The sequence below is a fragment of the Amycolatopsis sp. N2S4-7 genome, from assembly GCF_058119595.1.
This window is the reverse complement of sequence record NZ_CP172299.1, coordinates 2,495,419-2,513,983: the sequence shown is the minus strand read 5'-3', so window position 1 is coordinate 2,513,983 and position 18,565 is coordinate 2,495,419. Positions and strand designations below refer to the sequence as shown.

At 66.3% G+C, this 18,565-nt stretch carries 16 protein-coding genes; 9 read left to right on the top strand and 7 right to left on the bottom strand.

From position 1 onward, the window contains the following. Positions 1-105 precede the first annotated feature (105 nt). Genes ACH54P_RS11545 through ACH54P_RS11525 form a run of 5 tightly spaced genes read right to left on the bottom strand, consistent with a single transcriptional unit; the run spans position 106 to position 3,766 of the window. Positions 106-2,241 (bottom strand): cell division protein FtsK, encoded by a 2,136-nt coding sequence (locus tag ACH54P_RS11545; protein WP_489912360.1) that lies wholly within the window; start codon positions 2,239-2,241, stop codon positions 106-108. Beyond that, positions 2,234-2,923: a hypothetical protein gene (locus ACH54P_RS11540; protein WP_489912359.1), complete on the bottom strand. Its 690-nt coding sequence runs from the start codon at positions 2,921-2,923 to the stop codon at positions 2,234-2,236. Before ACH54P_RS11540 ends, ACH54P_RS11545 begins: the two co-directional genes overlap by 8 nt. Continuing rightward, the gene (locus tag ACH54P_RS11535) at positions 2,920-3,249 is read right to left on the bottom strand and encodes a hypothetical protein (RefSeq protein ID WP_489912358.1); all 330 of its coding nucleotides are present in this window, start codon (positions 3,247-3,249) and stop codon (positions 2,920-2,922) included. The genes ACH54P_RS11540 and ACH54P_RS11535 overlap by 4 nt, the downstream gene beginning before the upstream one ends. After that, positions 3,246-3,581, bottom strand: a complete 336-nt coding sequence (locus ACH54P_RS11530) for a WhiB family transcriptional regulator (protein ID WP_489912357.1) — start codon at positions 3,579-3,581, stop codon at positions 3,246-3,248. The genes ACH54P_RS11535 and ACH54P_RS11530 overlap by 4 nt, the downstream gene beginning before the upstream one ends. Then, positions 3,578-3,766, bottom strand: coding sequence for a helix-turn-helix domain-containing protein (locus ACH54P_RS11525; protein ID WP_489912356.1), 189 nt, complete (start codon positions 3,764-3,766; stop codon positions 3,578-3,580). The genes ACH54P_RS11530 and ACH54P_RS11525 overlap by 4 nt, the downstream gene beginning before the upstream one ends. 156 nt (positions 3,767-3,922) lie before the next feature. Here ACH54P_RS11525 and ACH54P_RS11520 point away from each other — a divergent pair, with 156 nt between their 5' ends. The 3 genes from ACH54P_RS11520 to ACH54P_RS11510 all read left to right on the top strand — a co-directional run bounded on the left by ACH54P_RS11520 (position 3,923) and on the right by ACH54P_RS11510 (position 6,357). Beyond that, positions 3,923-4,303 (top strand): helix-turn-helix domain-containing protein, encoded by a 381-nt coding sequence (locus ACH54P_RS11520; RefSeq protein ID WP_020640049.1) that lies wholly within the window; start codon positions 3,923-3,925, stop codon positions 4,301-4,303. Positions 4,304-4,447: 144 nt separating this feature from the next. Beyond that, positions 4,448-6,010, top strand: a complete 1,563-nt coding sequence (locus tag ACH54P_RS11515) for a transcriptional regulator (protein WP_489916392.1) — start codon at positions 4,448-4,450, stop codon at positions 6,008-6,010. Beyond that, positions 6,007-6,357, top strand: coding sequence for a signal peptidase I (locus ACH54P_RS11510; RefSeq protein WP_489912355.1), 351 nt, complete (start codon positions 6,007-6,009; stop codon positions 6,355-6,357). Before ACH54P_RS11515 ends, ACH54P_RS11510 begins: the two co-directional genes overlap by 4 nt. On the opposite strand, the gene ACH54P_RS11505 is transcribed toward ACH54P_RS11510, so the two are convergent. Further along, complete coding sequence (locus ACH54P_RS11505) at positions 6,346-7,827, bottom strand: helix-turn-helix transcriptional regulator (RefSeq protein ID WP_489916391.1); 1,482 nt, start codon at positions 7,825-7,827, stop codon at positions 6,346-6,348. The genes ACH54P_RS11510 and ACH54P_RS11505 overlap by 12 nt on opposite strands. Positions 7,828-8,245: 418 nt before the next feature. On the opposite strand from ACH54P_RS11505, the gene ACH54P_RS11500 reads away from it, so the two are divergent. From ACH54P_RS11500 to ACH54P_RS11490, 3 genes are all read left to right on the top strand, one after another. Beyond that, on the top strand, positions 8,246-8,587 hold the full coding sequence (locus ACH54P_RS11500; protein WP_489912354.1) for a MarR family transcriptional regulator: 342 nt from the start codon (positions 8,246-8,248) through the stop codon (positions 8,585-8,587). Positions 8,588-8,669: 82 nt separating this feature from the next. Beyond that, entirely contained in the window at positions 8,670-9,497 is an 828-nt protein-coding gene (locus ACH54P_RS11495; protein ID WP_489912353.1) for a Scr1 family TA system antitoxin-like transcriptional regulator, read from the top strand. Positions 9,498-9,535: 38 nt separating this feature from the next. Beyond that, positions 9,536-9,751 carry a hypothetical protein gene (locus tag ACH54P_RS11490; RefSeq protein ID WP_489912352.1) on the top strand — a complete coding sequence of 72 codons (216 nt, stop codon included), beginning with the start codon at positions 9,536-9,538 and terminating at the stop codon, positions 9,749-9,751. A gap of 310 nt (positions 9,752-10,061) precedes the next feature. Here ACH54P_RS11490 and ACH54P_RS11485 read toward each other — a convergent pair whose 3' ends face one another. Further along, positions 10,062-11,528 (bottom strand): hypothetical protein, encoded by a 1,467-nt coding sequence (locus tag ACH54P_RS11485; protein ID WP_489912351.1) that lies wholly within the window; start codon positions 11,526-11,528, stop codon positions 10,062-10,064. A gap of 495 nt (positions 11,529-12,023) precedes the next feature. Here ACH54P_RS11485 and ACH54P_RS11480 point away from each other — a divergent pair, with 495 nt between their 5' ends. From ACH54P_RS11480 to drmB, 3 genes are read left to right on the top strand one after another with little or no spacing between them, the layout of a single operon-like run. After that, positions 12,024-13,595: a nuclease-related domain-containing DEAD/DEAH box helicase gene (locus tag ACH54P_RS11480; RefSeq protein WP_489912350.1), complete on the top strand. Its 1,572-nt coding sequence runs from the start codon at positions 12,024-12,026 to the stop codon at positions 13,593-13,595. A 38-nt stretch (positions 13,596-13,633) separates the two neighbouring features. Beyond that, positions 13,634-16,759 (top strand): helicase-related protein, encoded by a 3,126-nt coding sequence (locus ACH54P_RS11475; protein WP_489912349.1) that lies wholly within the window; start codon positions 13,634-13,636, stop codon positions 16,757-16,759. Beyond that, entirely contained in the window at positions 16,756-18,537 is a 1,782-nt protein-coding gene (drmB, locus tag ACH54P_RS11470; RefSeq protein ID WP_489912348.1) for a DrmB family protein, read from the top strand. The genes ACH54P_RS11475 and drmB overlap by 4 nt, the downstream gene beginning before the upstream one ends. The last annotated feature ends 28 nt before the right edge of the window (positions 18,538-18,565 follow it).

The window sequence follows — 18,565 nt, the reverse complement described above, 5'->3', positions numbered from 1 at the left end:
GCTCGATCAAAACGGCCAGCAGTCCGCGTGCTACAGCTGGCGTCAGCTCTGGCAATCCCGCAGGTAGGATAACCCGGATCGATCGATCCTCGGATTGAGCGGCGCTCATGAATGACCTTCCTGGCTGGTCGGTTCGCCGCCTTCCCGTGCGCGGTCGATTGCGCTCCTGATTTCAGCCGTCCGGTACCCGCGAACCTGCCGCGTCTCGCCGTCCTCCCCGATCACGCGGTCTCGCGTCGGCCGGCACCCCACCTCGGACATCTGCTGCGCGAACGTCCGCGAGTCGACCTCCAGGACGTCCAGCAACTCGGCAGTCGGCACGAAGGCCCGGCCGTCCGGCCCGAGATCGTCTCCCAAGCACTCAATGAGCGATGCGAGCACCTCGGGCAGTTCGCCAGGCGACTGAGCCGCGTCAGTCGTGTGACCTGCACCGATTGCCTTGACCGCGGCCGCGTGGTCGAGCACCGGCATCGTGTCCTGCCCGGCCGCGTGCCCGGTGAGCGTCCCGGCCGCCTCGCGTAGCGTCCGGCCCTGCTCGCAGATGGTCCGCCAGTCCTCGTTCGGCATGTAGTACGTCCGGACCGTCATGGCCAGCACATCGGCGCCGGCTGACGTGTCGCCGTCCGGCCGCAGGATGCCTACGCCCTTGTGCGAGGGCAATAGCCGGCTGGAGTCGAACCCGCGCGTGTTCATCTGCTCGCCGAGCACGATGTTCGAGTCGCGCCAGTCCATCACCCGCAGCGCGAACCGCGACCCGAGCACCGCCCGCAGCCCGGACGGGATCGTCTTCGAGTCCGGCCGCTGAGTGGCGAGCACGAGCACGATCCCCGCGGCCGGCCCCTTCTTCGCCAGCCACGTCAGCAACTCGCCGACATACTCGCCCGCGGTGAGCTTCTTGCCTTGCACGTCGACAGGCGTGCGATCCTCCAGAGGAACCTGAACCTCATCGATGAAGATTGCCGTGATCGGCATGTTCAGCGCCTTGTCGCGGGACATTTCCGGCGTGACCTTCGATTCCGGACACGTGAGGTCGTCCAGATCGCGCATCCGTCGGAATCGCGTCTGAACCTCGCCGACCAGCTCAATCAGCCAGTCCACAAGCGCCAAAACGTGTTCGGGTTCGTCGCCGGACATGAACCGGTGCGCCACCAGGCCGGCCGCGTCCCAGTCCTTCCCGGCCTTGAAGTCCGCTACGTACAGGCGCACCCAAGCGTCCAAGATAAGCCCGGCCGCCGCGAGCCGGGCGGCGAAGGTCTTGCCCTGCCGAGGAATGGCACCGACCAGCAGGGACGTCCACACCAGCGGCAGGTCAATCCGCCGGTCCCGCGCATCGCGTCCGAACGGGATCGGCCGCCACGCATCCCACTGCGCCACGCCGAGCAGCGGCGTCCGCAACGGCGGTGAGGCGTACGGATCCTCGTCCGCAACCCACATCGACACGCGCCCGGCGTGTCCACCGTTCCCGCGGACCCGTTCGACGATCAACTGGACCTCATCGACGGCGAGCGCCGACGCGAGTGCATCCCGGTTCTTCACCACGTCGGCCGCCTTGCGCGTGGCTGGAAGGTCGACGGTGACCGCCCAGCCGTCGCCGACACGCGTCGCGCGTTCGACGAGCCGCAACACCTCGTCCTTGCCGATCAGCTTCGCGTCCCGGAACGCGTCCACCAGTACCTGCGGGTCCATCGTCCAGGTCAGGGTCCGCGGCCCGGCGAGCGCTGGCTTTCGGCCAGGGCTGCCGTCCTTCTTGCGTCCAAGGATCGCGAGTGCCAGGGATGCCGCCGCACCTCCCATCCACAGAGGATCGGTGCCGTACACAAGATCGACGATGGCGACCGCCACAGCCGTCACGACCACGACGGCACCGGTGACCTTCCACCGGAACAATGTCAGCGCCCGAATCTCGGTGAACTTGTCGGCAAGCTTCTCGGACTCCTCAGCGGCCGTCCGGTAGTCCCGGACGGTGACCCACCCGCGCCACCACCGCACCCCGACGACCAGCCCGCGAACAACCGCGCCGACGTACCGCCACGGCGACTTCACCAGCCCGACGACGGCATCCCTGCCCGCCTGGACGGCCTGAGGCTTGCTCTTCAGCCACAACGGCACACGCGGGGAGTGCCGCCACCACCGGATGAAGCGGTTCGTCTTCGGCTCCCGCCGACGCGGTTGAGGCAACGTGTCGTCCACCAACTCGCCGTCAAACACGGGATCGGCCTTGATCGGCAATGAGTCAGTCATTGCCCACCTCCGACCGCAGCGCCCGCGCCAGCCGGGGTGACAAGCCACGCGAGCAGCCGGTGGCCCGCCGCACCCACGCCGGCGTGATCTCGACGTCCGGCGTCCAGGTCTCCCGAGCGATAGCGAGGTAATCGGCGAACAGCACCCGTCGCCCGGTCTCCTGCTGAACGGGCCGCCGTTCAGCCGCGACCAGCACGGCATCGGTGAGCTTGTCCCGCAGGTCGGTGATCGCCTCGACGGCGACGAACACGACCAGCGGCGGCACCGAGTGCAGCACGATCGCCGCAGCCTCCCCGGCGGCGAAGGAAGTCCAGGTATTCATGACGTAGGTGGCCGCGAGCGTGAACCACTTAGCCCGCCGCACCCACACGCCGGTCCGAACCTGGTATCGCGCGGTCACCTGCTCGGCCCGCAGGATCGCCAGCAGGACGAGCGAGACGGTCGGGTCCAGCACCCACGCGGCCAGCCACGGCAGCGATCCCGGCCGGGTGCCGGCTGACGCGAAACCTTGGACGTTGGTCATCGTGAACGCCAACCCGAGCACGATCCCGGACCAGCACATCCAGTCGACCTGCCGCCGCACCCGCTCGATCCGCAGAGCGACGACGTCCGGATCGGTCTGGTAGGCACGCACCTCCGCGGCTTCGGCCGCATCCTGCGCGAGCCGTTGTGCCCGGTTCATCGCCGACCACCCCGCTTCGACGTGTCGACGGTGGTCACCGTCATGGCACGGGTCAGCGCGTAGGACGCGAATAAGGCCGGCAACCCGAGCACGGCGAACAGCAGCCACGGGCTGCCCGGATGAGCGATCACGACCCACTGAACAGCAACAATCAGCCCGGCGTTGAACAGCACCCGCCCGGCCAGCGACACGAGCCGGGCGCCACTCCGAGCAGCTTCGGCAGCGGCCTTCGCCCGGCGAGCACCGGCCCGCCAGACCCAGAACAGCACGAGCAGCACGCCGACACCGGCGAGGATCTGCGTGGGCGTCACGGTGAGTCCGTTCATCGGGCACCCCGATCGGTCCGTTCGCCGCGCCGCAACCAGAGCGGGTACAGCGCGCGCCGGTCGTCGTCGGTCATCCCGCCCCAGACGCCGACCGTGTCGAGGCCGGCCGTCCGCAACTCCAGCTCCAGGCATTCGTCCCGGACGGGGCACCCGCCGCACAGTCGCTCGGCCAGTTCGCCGTCGCCCCTCGCGTCGGGTGGTCCGTCGTCCGGCGGAGGCCACATGCAGACTCCCTCGCTGGTCACGACCTTGGTCAGGACTTCGGTCGGTACCCAGCGCAGCCGGTCCAGCCGCCAGGCGATCCCGATCAACTGCAGGTCGTCGGCGCTCATGCGGCACCTCCGGTCTGACGCGACGCGAGCAGTCGGGCCAGCTCGGTCGACGACACGCGGAGGCCGGAACGGCAGCGGGTGGCGCGCAGCTCGCGCGTCCGGATTGCCCGGCTGACCGCAGCGCGGGACACGCCGAGCAGCCAGGCCGCTTCTCGAATGGTGTGAAAGGTGATTTGCGAGTTCATGAGAAAGACCAATCTGATGATTTCAAGACTATGTTGTTGATTTCAGCTCTTTGAAGCGCGCGTTTGCCCGACGCGCCGCCGACGAAGTGCTAGGCGAGGTGGTAAAAGCGCGAAGTACCGCTAATCTCGGCGCTGAGGCGGAGCGCGGAGGAATACGTGACGGAGGACTGGGCGGCAGTCGCCAAGGCCATCAACATGCGCGTGAACGAACTCGGCTGGCGACAACGCGAGCTGGCCGAGCGATCGCACGTGTCGCAGGCGATCGTGCGCGAGCTCCAGCACCACACGGTCGAGCGCCGCCGGAGCGCGCGCACGCTCGAAGCGCTGTCGACGACGCTGGGCTGGCACCCGCAGCATCTGTTGGCCGTGCTGCAAAACCGCACACCGCCGCACCCGGACGAGCCGGCCGACGACGGCCACGAGCTGTGGTCCCGGCTGGACGCGCTGGAACAGCGCCTGGCCGAGATCACCGACCGGCTGGAGGACGTTCAAACGAGCCTCGCGACCGTGGTCGAGCACGTGAAGCCGAAGCGTTAGCGGAGGGCAATTCGGGCTGGTGAACCAGGTGATTTCCATACCTAGAATTCAAGGCCGAAACGACGTCCGATCCCATGCACAACCAGTGCAGAAGCAGTGCGCAACCACTGCATATCCGCTGCACAAGAGCGCTTTGGGGCGGCAATGAGTGGAGTGGGCGGCTGGACCGGACGGTCAGCGTCAGCGCTGCAATCCGCGTTGCGGCTGAGCAATGAGAAATTCGCCGAGAAACTCGGAATCGGCGCACGTACGGTCGCGTCCTGGCGCCAGAAGCCGGACCTTCGCCCGCAGTCAGAGATGCAACAGGTCCTCGACACCGCGTATGAGCGAGCGTCGGACGCCGAGCGAGCCCGCTTCGCGGAGCTGACCGGCGACGGGCCGGCCGCCCACACCAGGCCGGACACGAAGGAAGCCGATCGACGACTGGCCGCGGATCCCCACATCGGCGCAGCTCTCGAATGGCTCGACCAGCACGCCTACCGGAGTCCTGGCGCTGCACGCCGCGCCGTAGCCGAGCAGGCTGCGCGCGTCGACGCGCAGGAGGCCTACGCTCGGGCCACGCGCCGCGCGTGGGTCGACCAGCGCGCCGTGACCGACGCGCTCGCCGAGTACTACGGCCGGCACCATGGTGACCACGGCTTGTACGCCGGAAGCTGCGGTGACCAGGCCGTGAACACCAGCATCCTGACCTGCGCTGATTGGCTCGACCTGGCTTGCGAACTACGCCCGCCGCACGACGGGCTCACGATCGCGAGCGCCCGGCCAGACCCGCGGGAAGTCCTGGACGAGCACGCGACGAAGGCAGCGGTCAACCGGCTCGCTGAGACGGTAGCCATGAACACCCGGCTCATGAATGCGCCGCTTTACCGACTGCTGAGCACGGACATCCATGAACGCCACCTCGGCGGGACGTTTGGCGTGGACCACTTCGTCCACTACGCCCTGACGATGGACCTGCTCGAAGGCGAGCTGCTCGACGCGCTCGCGACTGGCGACACGACGTCGCTGCCCCTGCGTGATCGCTACCTCCCAGACGTCGGCGCCATCTTGGACGTCGGCGGCCGACTCTGCGCAGGCGGAGCCCTCGCGTTGACGGCCATCGCTCGGCCGGCCGACCCGTACCGCGGCGAAGCGGACTACGTGCTCTTGGTCCAGGAACGCTCCGGCCACGTACTCAACGCCACGCGCCGGCTCGCCGTCATCCCGAAGGGCTTCCACCAGCCACTCACCGACGTACGGCGAGAAACCCAGATCGGCGCCACCTTGCGACGCGAGATGGAAGAGGAGCTGTTCGGCCGGCCGGACGCTGACAACACCGTCGCCGACACCCTGACCGCGGACCCGATGCACCCGACCAGGCTCACGGAGCCGATGCGCTGGCTCCTCGCCGAGCCCGACCGCCTACGGATGGAGTGCACCGGCTTCGGCCTCAACCTCGTCAGCGGCAACTACGAGTTCGCCAGTCTCATCGTCATCGACGACGAAGAATTCTGGACACGCTACGGCGGAGTGGTCGAAGCAAACTGGGAATCCGCGACTCTTCGTCAGTATTCGACTACCGACGCGGAACTCGTCACCGAGTTGTTGGGTGATGTAGCGTGGAGCAACGAAGGACTGTTCGCCATGACGCAAGGACTCCGCCGCCTTGCGGAAATCGGCGGAGAGCGCGTGAAACTGCCCGCGATCGAATGGGAGATAGGCCAGTGAGCGACGGTTGGACCGCCGGCAACGCCAACGAGGACGCGGCCGACACGCGCGGCTGGTTGGTCGGTCACTTCATCGACCCATCGCAGGGCGTCCGAGCCTCCAAAGACGTCGAAGTCAAGTGGGCCAACCACCCTGCGGGTGACAAGCGTCCCGAGTGGACGTCCGATGACCAGCGAACCACGCTCGTGATGCTGATCTCCGGCGAGTTCCGAGTGGATGTCACCGGCGGCGGCAAGACTATGACGCGCCAGGGCGATTACGTGATGTGGGGCCCAGGGGTTGACCATTCTTGGGAAGCGTTGGCGGATTCGGTTGTCCTGACGGTTCGCTGGCCCTCAGCAACCTAATTCGACGGCGGGAATCTTCACTCGATCACCGCCAATCTCGGCGAGTCGACGTAACCCCTGGACAAATGCAAACAGTCCTTCGTTGCTCCAGCTCTCGTCACCGATCAGTTCGGTGACCAAGTCGCCGTCGAGCGTCGAATACTGCTGGAGCCCGGTTGCCTCCCAGTTCGCCACAACGTCGCCACCGAACTGAGGCCAGAACTCTTCATCCTCGATCACGACCAGGCCGGCGAACTCGTAGTTCCCGCTGACCAGGTTGAGCCCGAACCCCGTGCACTCCAGCCGCAGACGGCCGGGCTGCTCGGTCAGCCACCGCATCGGAGCGGACAGCCTGGTCGGATGCATCGGATCGGCCACCCTGCGTTCTCCGGCGGACCGATCGACGTCCGTCCTGCCGAACAGCTCCTCCTCGAGCTCACGGCGTAGGGTGACGCCGATGCGGGCGTCTGCTCGCCGGTCCGCGAGCGGCCCATGAAAGCTCTTCGGGATCACCGACAGCCGGTCGGCCGTGTTCACGACCTGCGCGGACCTTTGCTGAACCAGCAGTACGAAGTCGGCTTCACCACGGAACGGGTCCGCCGGCCGCGCGATCGCTGTCAACGCGAGCACGCCACCCGCGCAGAGCCGCCCGGGCAGGTCGAGTACTGCGGCCACGTCAGGTAGCTGACGATCCCGGAGCGGCATGTGTCCTGGACGCGCGGCACGACCGCTCGCCAAGTAATCGATCAACTCGCGTTCCAGCAGGTCAACGCCAAGCGCGTACTCGACAAACGACGCGATCCCGACCCTCGCCCGCAGTGCGCCGGGCTGCGGGTCGACGTCGAGCAGCCGGTACAGGGGAACGTCGGTGATCCGTGTGTCGGACGCTGCCGCGTCCGCGAGACGCTGTACCGCCGCTCGTTCGTCAACCGCCGCCGGTGGCCGCGCGTCGCCGCCCTCGAAGGTGGTCTGCTCGCCCGTGGCCGTCAGCGAGCAGGCGAGGTCCAGCCACGCCGCCCGGGTAAGGACGCTGGTGGTCACTTCCACCTGCCCACAGCGCGCGGTGTACGGCCGGTGGTCGCTGGTCGGCGGCGCGTAATAGTCAGCCAGGGCATCTGCGATGACGCTTCGCGGCGGATTCGGCCGGTACCGAGTTGGGGTGGCTGCGCTCGCGTACACCTGTTCACGGGCTCGCCCCAGCGGCCACCCGGCGTGCCGATCGAGCCACGTGAACACCGGCTCGAACGAGTCGTCCGGGCTGAACTCCCGCGTGCCTGCGCTCGGACCGATCAGGGCTTGCAGCTCGTCTCGTGAACGACCGAGCACGCTCGCGAGCTTCGGCCAGAGGTAGGGGAGTGGCACGTAGTCGCCGGCCTCCCAGCGAGCAACGGTCGACCGGTCGACGTGCAGCACGTCCGCCAGACCCTCTTGGGTGAAGCCAGCGACCTTGCGAGCTGAGATCAGCCCATCGCGACGTCGCCCTATAGGCATGACCGACCTCCAACCCTGCTCGACCAGAACAATGTAGCAGCAGTAACTGCAGCTCAGACCAGCTACTGCGACGTTCACGCCACACAACTGCCGCATCATTGCTCTGGTCGTCGAATCTGACTCCCGCTTGACTGATTTCATCAGTCGCGAGGTCGAAGGGAGGGGACGTGACAGGCACTAGCTGCAGGTCGCTGCACTCAGCGCACTACATCAGCTGGTACCGGTGCGTGCTCGACGGCCTGACGCACGCGGTTACGGACGAGGAGTTCCTGCGAGGCATCCGCCTCCAGCAAGGCCGGTACCACTCTCTCTGCGGCCACGAAGTGCTGATTCACTCCTGCCTGGCACCGGCCGACCGTTCATGTCCGACGTGTCGTGAACTCGTGAACGCCTCAGCGCGCGTCGCGGTGAGGCGACGATGACGCGGATCTCGCCCCCTTCGCGTACGGACCTCGACGCGCTGTTGCTGCAGCCGGTCCGCCTGTTCATCGCCTGCCTGCTGGCCGACACCAGCTGGCGTTCGCAACTGGCCGTCCAGCAGGCTCTGGGGCTCCCCACGCCCGACCTGGACCTGCACATCGAGTTCCTGCGCGCGGCCGGCTATCTCCAGTGCCGTGCCGAACCCCGCGAACTCCGCCTGACCCCGCTCGGCTTGGACCGGCTGATAGAGCACATCGGCGCATTGAAAACGGTCGCAGCGACAGCCGGCGCCTTGGTCGCGGAGGCGCGAGCTGCGGTTCCCGCCAAGGGGCCGCCCTGACAGCAGGCCACCCAACCGCCGTCGTCAATCCGCAGCCACCTGCGCGTGCCTGCCACCAACAGCCCTCAGCAAGGACCCGAAGATGCCCAAGCCGATCATCCGTCCGCCCGCGACTGTGGCCGTCAGCAGCAGCCTGCGCGACGCGCGTAAGCGCCGTGGCATCGGCCTGCGGAGGCTGGCCGAGAAGATCGGCGTTCATCCCGCGACGCTGTCGGCGTGGGAGCTGGGCATCAAAGTCGCGCCGGCGACGGCCGTTGCCTGGATCCTCGGGTACCTCCGGGTCGAGTCGGCCGAGTACGACCGGGTGATGGCGCTCGCCCCGAACGCCGGCGCCGCGAGCCTGGTCGACCAGTCTGATCCGCAGCTAGGGCACCTGCTGTGGACGTACGAACAGCTCTCCAGCCGCGTCGTGGAGTGGGCGTCGTCGGGCATTCCCGACCTTCTCCAGACGCGGGCGTATGCCGAACGAGTGCTCGACAAGGCCGTGGTAGAGGACGACCGCAGGAGCATGGAGCAGCTGAGCCGCCAAGCCCGCCAGCAGGCACTGGATCGAGGGGACCGGCGCTACCTGTTCCTTATCGGTGACCAGGCACTACACGGCATGGACGACCTGCATAACGAGCAGATCGAGCACCTTCACGCGGCGGCGCAGCTCAAGCACGTGACTGTCCGGATCGTGCCGTCAACGGAGACCGCGCTGAAGTCGATCGGCGCCTTCACGCTCTTCGAGGATCGATCCGATCCGATCGCCGTGGTGCTCAGGCACCCCTACTGCAACACCTACCTGACCGACCGCAAGATCCTGAGCCGCTACCACGACACGGCAAGGGCCCTGCTGCGGCGCGCGTTCGACGAGCAGGCAAGCACGTCCGCCCTGGCCGCACCTGCGCTGATTCGAGCGACGCGGTGACGGCGGCAATCTACATCGACCCGCTTACGATCCTCCCGGTGATCGAAGGTGAGTGGCATCGAACCCGGTTGACAAAGATCCCGACACCCGGGCAGGTCATCACGATGCTCTGCGGAGCCTCCGGCGCCGCGGTGTTCGAGCTGTCCGACGAACGCCGACGGCGCGAGATCCACCGGCAGTGCGAACGCTGCGATGTCATCTATCGACGTGAGCGAGGGATCCCGCTTCGGCAAGAGCGGATCGGTCCGCCCTAAGCACTCGCCTCGTCCATTCGACTCGCTGTGACTGGTGCAGGGAGGGGGACCCGGAGTTGCGTCTTTGCGGCAGTCTGGGACAGCTGTGACGGGCCCGTCGGGGCCCTGTCCCAGCCGTCCCGGGCAATGTTTTAGCAGGTAGACCGTCGGTCGAGGCGTCACAACCTGAGTGGCGGAGTGTTGTCATCCGCGACGGGGTGTGACAGTCAGTTACGTGACATGGAGGTCGCTGCAGGCGTCGCCGTCGGTGCGCCCCGCCGCGCCCGGCTCGTCGCAGGACCTGCCGCCGCCGAGCGGCTGAGTCGAGCGTTCAGGGTTGACTGCCGAGTCGGCCGCGGAATGTGATCGTGCGGTGCCAGGCGAAGTATGGCTCGGACTCCGGCCCGTGTGCTTCGCAGCGTCGACTGGACAGTAGTTCTATGCGCGTTTTCAGGCTCCCGGCCGGGAGTCCGTCGACCTCGACGGTCCGGATGTGGCCGGTGCTGTCGACTGTGACCCAGCCCGACTCGTAGAGGATGTCGCATCCGAAGCTGCATGCGAGCATCGCTACGTCGCGCAGGTTCCGACGCTCGGCGTCGGTGCAGGCTGCGCGCTTCTTCACGTGCGCGGCGACAAGGAACCGAACCGGAAACTCGTCGCCGCACAACGCGCACGTCGCGCTGTCGCGGCCATCCGCGAGCAGCCGGCGGAGTCGTGTCTGTTCGGTCCGGACCTTAACCTGAGCGAGCGCGTCGAGCTCGCCGAAGTGGATGTCACCCGGGTCGGGTTCGACCGCCGAGCTTTCCAGCGTCACCATCGCAGGCGACGAGCTGACGCCAGCGTGCGGCAGAGTTGCCAGCACTGCCCCGACGAAAGCGCTTCGGTGACCGAGTTCGTTGACCGAAACATGGACCGAGCCCCGTTCAGCGAGCAAGTCGAGCCCATCCTGTACGTCGGCGACGGCGACCGGCTGCCCTTCCGGCGACCGGTCGGTAGCCACCAGCACGAATCCGTCCTCGATCTTGAGCACCCTGTTCTGTCGACCGGCGACGGTCCGGATCGTCTCGCCAGTGAGATCTCGGAGCAGTTCGCCTGCCTGTGGCAGCTCCGCGATCGAGGCCGGTTTGGCGGGTGCCGCGAGATCTGCCGCGAGTCGTGCAGCATCGTCTGGGCCGTAACCCGGAACATCCAGGTGCAGCTCGATTCGCTTCCGGTTGTTCCCTTCCTTCGCAGCACCGTCCGGCAGACCGACCCGCCCTTGCGCCCGCGTGATCTGCAGCCGCACCTCGTTGATGTCGCGCTCCGCGGCCAACTGGATCGGACTTGGGACGATGCTGCGGGCTTCCTCCGACAAGTGGGCGGTCCGCGCAGACGCCACCAGGCCGGAGACCAGTACCGCGCGTCGGTCGCGAAGTCGACCAAGCAGCAACGTCAACGCGGGCACATACTGGTCGTTACGTGGCCGCGGTCCGGTCGCCCGGCCGCCGGCGCTCTCCAGCACCAAATTCAGGTGCTCGCCACCAGCAATCACCGAGAACTCCGCATTCAATTCAATACCCTCATCGTCACGCGCGTACACCGCATCAGCCTCCCAGACCAATCCGGTCACCGATCGACGGGAGTTCCTCTGTATCAGCTGGGCCGCAGCCGCGGCGCCCACCAGGCTGGGCGCACTACGCGCTGGCGTGCCCAGCTCGGCTATGACCCGCTGCGAGGACATGTTCAAGGACTTCGCCAGTTTCCAGATTCCCGGCGTCGCACGCTTTATTGACCTGCAGTTTTGGGGGAGCTCGTCCATGTTACCCAGCGTGTGGCTCGGTTAGCCGGGTGCATCGAGGTGTCGCGCCACCCAACTGGAAAGAGCCTGGCGGGACGTGACAAAAAGTGGTCAAGTTGTGGACGTCCTTCCCGAGGTCGATCAGCTCTTCGGCTGTGTCCGGCGGCAGCAAAAGTCGGCCGGGTGCGGATCGGAGTGAGGAGCGGTTCGCGCTGACCGGGGAGCTGCGGAAGATCCAGGCCAACGTCGCTGGCTCAGTGTCGAGTCCGCGAACACAAAGAGCGAGGTCACGGGGCTCTCGAAGGCGCTCCTGATCGGCTGCGGAGAAGCGATATGCACCTGTGATCAAAGTTCACTTCTGGATTATGTAACTATGTCACCTGAACTAACGATTGACTGTTCACGCGTGGCCGCGCACCGCTGCTCAGGTGATCCAAGGGGGACTTCGCTGCATTTATCGAACAGGCTTTCGATGACCCTTCCATCTCGAAACGATGCAGGCAGGTTACTGTGCACATGATTCCGGAATCGGTGCACTCCGGTGCCAGTCGGGCAGAGCAGGAGATCTTCTTCCAGCTGGCCACACTCGAAGTGGCCGGGTGGGAGTATGCCCTGCACAGCACCAACCTGCCCGAGCACGACCGCAAGCGGGTCTGCGAGATCGACTTCCTGCTGCTGGGCGAACGCGGCTTGCTGGTGCTGGAAGCCAAGGGAGGCGAGATCCTCCTGAAGAAAGACGTGTGGCACACGCGCGACCTCAAGGGTAACCGGCACCGGCTCAAGGAGAGCCCGCTCGACCAGGCGCAGACTAGTATGTTCGCCTTGGCGAAAGTCCTCCGCCGCATCACCGCCGACCCGGAGCTGGTCGAGCGCACGGTGTTCGGATACGGAGTCGTTTTCCCAGACAGCGAGTTCGACGCGGTCAGCGTGGAGTGGACCCCGGAAATGGTGATCAACTCGATTCGCCTGGCATCCGAGGGGTGGACGGACTGTCTCGACCGGTTGGGCGCATTCTGGGAGGGAAAGCCGGGCAACCGTGGTCCTCTGTCCGCCGATGACGTCGAGCGCTACCTCAACGTCCTCCGCCCCGACTTCGACCGTGTGCTGTCCTTGCGCCGTCTCGACGACATGGTGGAGAAAGAACTCGTTGCCCTGACCAGGGGCCAGTACAAGGCACTTGACCAGCACAGAAGGAATCCGCGACTGGTGTTCGAGGGCGGTGCCGGCACGGGCAAGACGATGCTGGCGGTGGAGATGTGCCGACGGGCCCGGGACTCCGGCGAACGCATTCTGCTGACCTGCCACAGCCACGTCCTGGCAGCCTTCATCCGTTCGCAGCAGGACTTGGACGGCATTACTGCAGTCCCGTTCGACGAGGTGTCGACCTTCGGTGCGGACACCTTTGACATGGTCGTGGTGGACGAGGCGCAGGATGTCATAAATGGGCACGGCCTCGACGTGCTGGACAGTGTGCTGTCCGGCGGATTGGCCGACGGTCGCTGGGCCTTCTTCCTCGACTCCAACAACCAGCGAGGACTGGTCGGTCGCTACGAGGACCAAGCAAAAGTCAGGCTGGACTCGCACCGTCCGACCTTCGTCGACCTGATGGACAACTGCCGGAACACCATCGAAATCGTCCGCGCAACCCAGGAGCGGACAGGTGCCGACCTGGGGGTGACCGAGGCCGGTCACGGCCGTGAGGTCGTGGTGGTCGAGGACGACCGCGACAAGGCAATCATCGCAGTGTCTGCGGCGTTGGCCGAGCTCGAGGAGCACGGCGTGCCGCTCGAGCAGGTCGTGCTGCTGTCACCGCACGACCTGGCCGCATCGATCTTCGTCGACCTGCCCGCGGAGTGGCTTGAGCGGGTCGACGTGCTGGACCTGATGCGCATGCGCCGTCCTGGCCGTGGCCGCGTCGGGTTCGCGCAGGTCGCCGACTTCAAGGGGCTGGAGAGCCGGTACGCCTTCCTGGAGGTCGACGCCGCGGCGGACGAGCAGGCAGCACGCGCCCAGTTGTACGTGGGCATGACCCGCGCCAAGGCCGCGCTCTGGGTGGTCAAACCGGGCGCATCGGGGGCAGATCAGTGACAAGGTCGCACACCACCGGCTTCCCGGACCGTGACCGGGTGATCGACTATCTACATGACCAACTGGTCGGTCCGGTCGACGGCGAGGACGAGGTCCTGTACGAGCGGGCTCCGCAGCACCGGTACCTGACCGCCGTGCTGTACCCGATGTCGCTTACCCCGCCCTCCGCCGATGTGAGCTTCCCGGCCGATGATGCCGAGGAAGTCGACGATCAAGCCGGGGCATTACCCGACGACGACGAGAACCCCATCACGCTGGCGGGACAAAGTCGGCCGAGTTCGGCCGGCATCAGCTTTATGACCGCGGAGCGGTCCGCCATTGTGGTGCAGTTGCGAGCTGGGCGATACCGGGCCACCTCGGACGACGAGTGGCAACGCGAACCGCTGGACCTTGTGGGGGAAGAAGGTCTGCGGTTCGAGCCTCCACCCTCCGGGGCGAGCCAGCGGAAGGAGGTCTGGAACGAGGCGGCCAGCGTCGAGGTCATCTGGCGCTGGCACCCCGACGGCGTGATCGTCACCGTCGTCTTGGTCAACCGCAAGGTGCAAGAGGAGCGGCGGGCGGTGAACCCGGAGGACTGCATCTTCCAGGTCGACCTGCGCTGCTCAGCCGCGGAGGGCACCCTCATCCGCTATCCGGCACAGGCACGGGCGCACAGCGACGAAGAGGCGGAAGAACTCGAACTCCAGTACCGCGACGTGCCGGTGTACGCCGTCGGCCACGGGACGGCCGCCCGCTGGGACACGACCGGAGACCAGCCCTCGTGGGTCGGCACGTCGTTCCTTCCCATGCACGTCGTGCCCGACGTCGACTTCAGCCTCCCCGGCGTGGCCGAGGCCGTCCGCCTGAACCGCCTAGCTGCGATCGCCACCGATCCTGAACCCGTGTTCGCGGCCCTGACCGGCTTCGTCGACCGGTACTCGGACTGGATCGCGAAGACCTGGGACGCCGCATTGGCGAACCTTGACGAGCGACTCCACTCCGCCGCTCAGCGATTGCGCGTCCGTGCCACAAGTGCCAGGGACCGCATGCTGGGCGGTCTCGAATTCCTGCGCAAGGACCAAGACGCACTCAAGGCGTTCGCGCTGGCCAACCGGGTGATGGTCATGCAGATGGCGCACAGCCGGCCGCATCTCGGTGGCACCCCGCACGCTCCCTCGGAAGCACCGGACCCGGTAGTCGACTACGACTCGCTCGACTACGCCTGGCGACCGTTCCAGCTCGGTTTCCTGTTGATGACGGTGAAGGGCGTAGTCCAAGAGGGTGAAGACCGGGACTTGGTTGACCTGATCTGGTTCCCCACTGGTGGCGGCAAGACCGAGGCTTACCTCGGGCTCGCCGCGTTCACCATCCTCCACCGGCGGCTGACCAGGGGTGACGCGGGAGCGGGTACGACGGTCATCACCAGGTACACCCTGCGTCTGCTCACCAGCCAGCAGTTTCAGCGCGCCGCGACCATGATCGCCGCCTGCGAGCGGGTGCGCCAGGACAACCTCGAGTACCGGGGGCAGCTCGGCAGCCGCGCCGTGTCGATCGGCCTCTGGGTCGGCGGTGAGAACAGCCCCAACAGCTTCGCGGAGGCCCGCCGCCTGCTCGCACGGCTGCGTGACGGCGGCGCGAGCGACCAAGGCTTCCAAATCGAGTCCTGTCCGTGGTGTGGTACCAGGGTCATGCCCGGTGGCCCGGACGACGAGCAACGGTGGGGCATCTCTGCGACCAATAACTCCTTCCGCGTGCGGTGTGTGAACGACAAATGTCCTTTTCGCACCGAGCTGCCCATGTCGTCCGTGGACGAAGACCTCTACCTGAACCCGCCCACCATGCTGGTCGGCACGGTCGACAAGTTCGCCCGCACGGTCTGGAAAGAGGACACTGGCGTCTTCTTCGGCGCGGGTCCCCACCCGGGTCCGTCACTGATCATCCAAGATGAGTTCCACCTCATCTCCGGTCCGCTCGGGACTATAGTCGGCCTCTACGAAGCGGCTTTCGACGTGCTGATGGAGCATCGCGGTAACAAGCCCAAGATTGTCGCCGCCACAGCTACCATCCGCCGGGCCGATGAGCAGACCAGGGGTGTCTTCGGGCGGCCTGTTGCGCTGTTCCCGCCGGCGGGTGTCGACGCGGCCGACTCGTACTTCGTGAGCACAGACCGCGATCGACCCGGCCGTGCCTACATGGGGGTTATGCCCCAGGGGCACACGCCGCTTACCGCGCTCATCCACGTGGCTGCAGCGCAGTTGCAGGCACCGCTCGAAGTCGAACTGACGCCCGCGGCCAAGGATGCATACTCGACTCTCGTCGTCTACCACAACAGCCTCCGCGAGCTGGGCAAGACGATCAACCTCGCCTCTGACGACATTCCGTCGCGTTTGAAGGTAATCGCCCAGGCCGAGGATCACGTGCGGCACCTCGACGACGACAACGTGGTCGAGCTGACCAGCAACGTGGCGTCAGCTCAGATCCCACAACGCCTGGACCGGCTCAAGAAACCGCACGACGATCCGGATGGTGTCGCCTTCCTTGCCAGCACCAATATGATCTCCGTGGGCGTCGACGTCGGCCGTCTCGGCGTCATGACCGTCGTTGGACAGCCGAAGACGACCGCCGAATACATCCAGGCCACCAGCCGTGTGGGCCGGAGCGCAGACCGCCCCGGCATCGTCGTAACGGTGTACTCACCGTCCAAGCCGCGAGACCGGTCGCACTACGAGTCGTTCACTCCCTATCACGCGAGCCTTTACCGCTCAGTGGAGCCGAGTTCGGTGACTCCGTTCTCGGTACCGGCGCGTCTGCGCGCCCTTCACGCAGACTTGGTCGTGCTGGTGCGCCACGCGCTTGGTCTCGCGAGTGATCCGGATGCCGCGTCGTTCGACCCCAGCGACGAACGCTTCGCCATGCTGGTCGAGAGGTTCCTCGGCCGAGTCAAACGAGCTGACGCGACTGAACTGAAGCGGGTCAAGACCCACCTCAGCGACCTCGTCGAGACGTGGGTAAAGCGCGCGGTGGATGCGGAGCCTGCCGGTGGTCTGCGCTACAGCCAGGGCGGCCGAGAGCGCCCGAGGCTGCTCAAGCGGTTTACCGACCGAGGCGACGGCTGGGCCACGCTCGACTCGATGCGCAGTGTCGACGTGGAGGTCCAAGTCGAGGTGAAGGGGTCTAGGAAGTGACGGTCCGCAAGGTTCGGCGTTCGCAGATCATTAGCCCTTTCGGCCCTGGAGCGATCATCGACCTTGTCGGCGAGTCGTTCGTGGTCGAGGATGCAGGGAAGTGGCGCGGCCCGCACGTGCCCATCGATTTCCCACGCCTGGCCGCCTACCTGAAGGTGGATTCGCTCGCGGCGCCCTCACCCCGCTGGCCCATCCCTTACTACCGCTTCCCCCAGTGGCTGTTCTGCCCAGGCTGTCGGCGCATGAGCCGGTGGTCGTACAGGAAAGAGATCGCCAACACTGCCCCGTCCTGCGAACACTGCCCCGGTCGCAAGCAGCTCGTCCCAATGCGGTTTGTTGCGGTGTGCGCCAACGGGCACCTGTCGGACGTGGACTGGGCCCGCTGGGCCCACTCCGAAATTCGCCGGAATCGGAATCAGAACCAGTGCCAACGGCCGGACCTGAAATTCCTGAATAAGACCGGCGTCGGTGGTGGCCTCAACTCGCTCGTTGTGCGCTGCGGAACGTGCGACGGCGAGAGGTCCTTGGACGGATTGACCACCAGAATCGGACTGAGGCAGATTGGCGGCAAATGCTCTGGCAGGCAGCCGTGGCAGGACCCGAGGGACGCCTCGGCCTGCTCCGAGCAAATGGTTGCGATGCAGCGTGGGGCGTCGAGCGTGTACTTCCCAACAGTGGAGAGTGCAATCGATATTCCGCCGGAGTCTGCGTGGAGCACGATCAGCGACCCGTTGGCGGCACTAAAAAGGAGCGACGAGTTCAAGTTCCTGGTCAGCCAACCTGGCTACAAGCTGGCCAAACAGATGATCGAGGTAGCGGCTGACCAATACGGGCTCTCCGTCACCGAGGTTGAGGCGACACTGGCTCGTGAAGCGGGCGATCCGCGCACTCCCGTCGACGGTGGCCCCGAGAACATCCGTCCGGACGAGTGGGCGGCCCTGATCAACCCCCAAGCGGACCACGACCACCGGGATCGCTTCATCTCGCGCCGAGCCGATCGACCGCTGGGCGCTACCGGAGGGACGGCGAGCGGCTGGCGGAAACTGATTGCAGACGTCGTACTGGTCGACCGCCTGCGCGAAGTTCGGGTGCTGACGCACTTCGAGCGCCACACGATGCAGGAAAAGGTGCCGTCGAACTTGAGTGTCGACGGCGACTTCCTGCCGGCGATCGAGGTTTTCGGGGAGGGTTTCTTCATCAGGTTCGACGAAGAAGCACTCGTTCACTGGGAACGGTCCGGCGCAGTGGTCGACCGATGCCGGAAGCTGGTGGAGCGGCACAAAAACAAGGGAGCCAAGTGGCTCCCCGCGCCGACACCGCGCTTGGTGCTCCTGCATACCTTCGCGCACCTGCTTCTGCGCAACACCGCCTTCGAAGCTGGCTACTCGACTTCCGCGTTGCGCGAGCGCCTATACGTGACGAAGAGCGGAAAAGGCCCCGCCATGGCTGGCGTACTGATTTACACCGCAGCTGGTGACTCGGAGGGCACCCTCGGCGGCCTCGTCAGGATGGGTGAGTTCCCCCGGCTGGGCCGGCTCCTCGACATGTCGATCACCTCGGCCCAGTGGTGCTCGTTCGACCCCGTGTGCGCTGACCACCCCGGGCAGGGGCCGGACGGGCTATCCCTGGCGGCGTGCCACGCGTGCTCGCTGACCCCGGAGACGAGCTGCGAGGTGATGAACAGGCTGCTGGACAGGCGTCTCCTGATCGACCCGGAGGTCGGGTTCTTTAAGGATCTGGCTGCGATGGTTGACGGTGCACCGGGGAGCGCGCTGTGAGTGCTGCTTTACGGGCCCCGCTTCACGA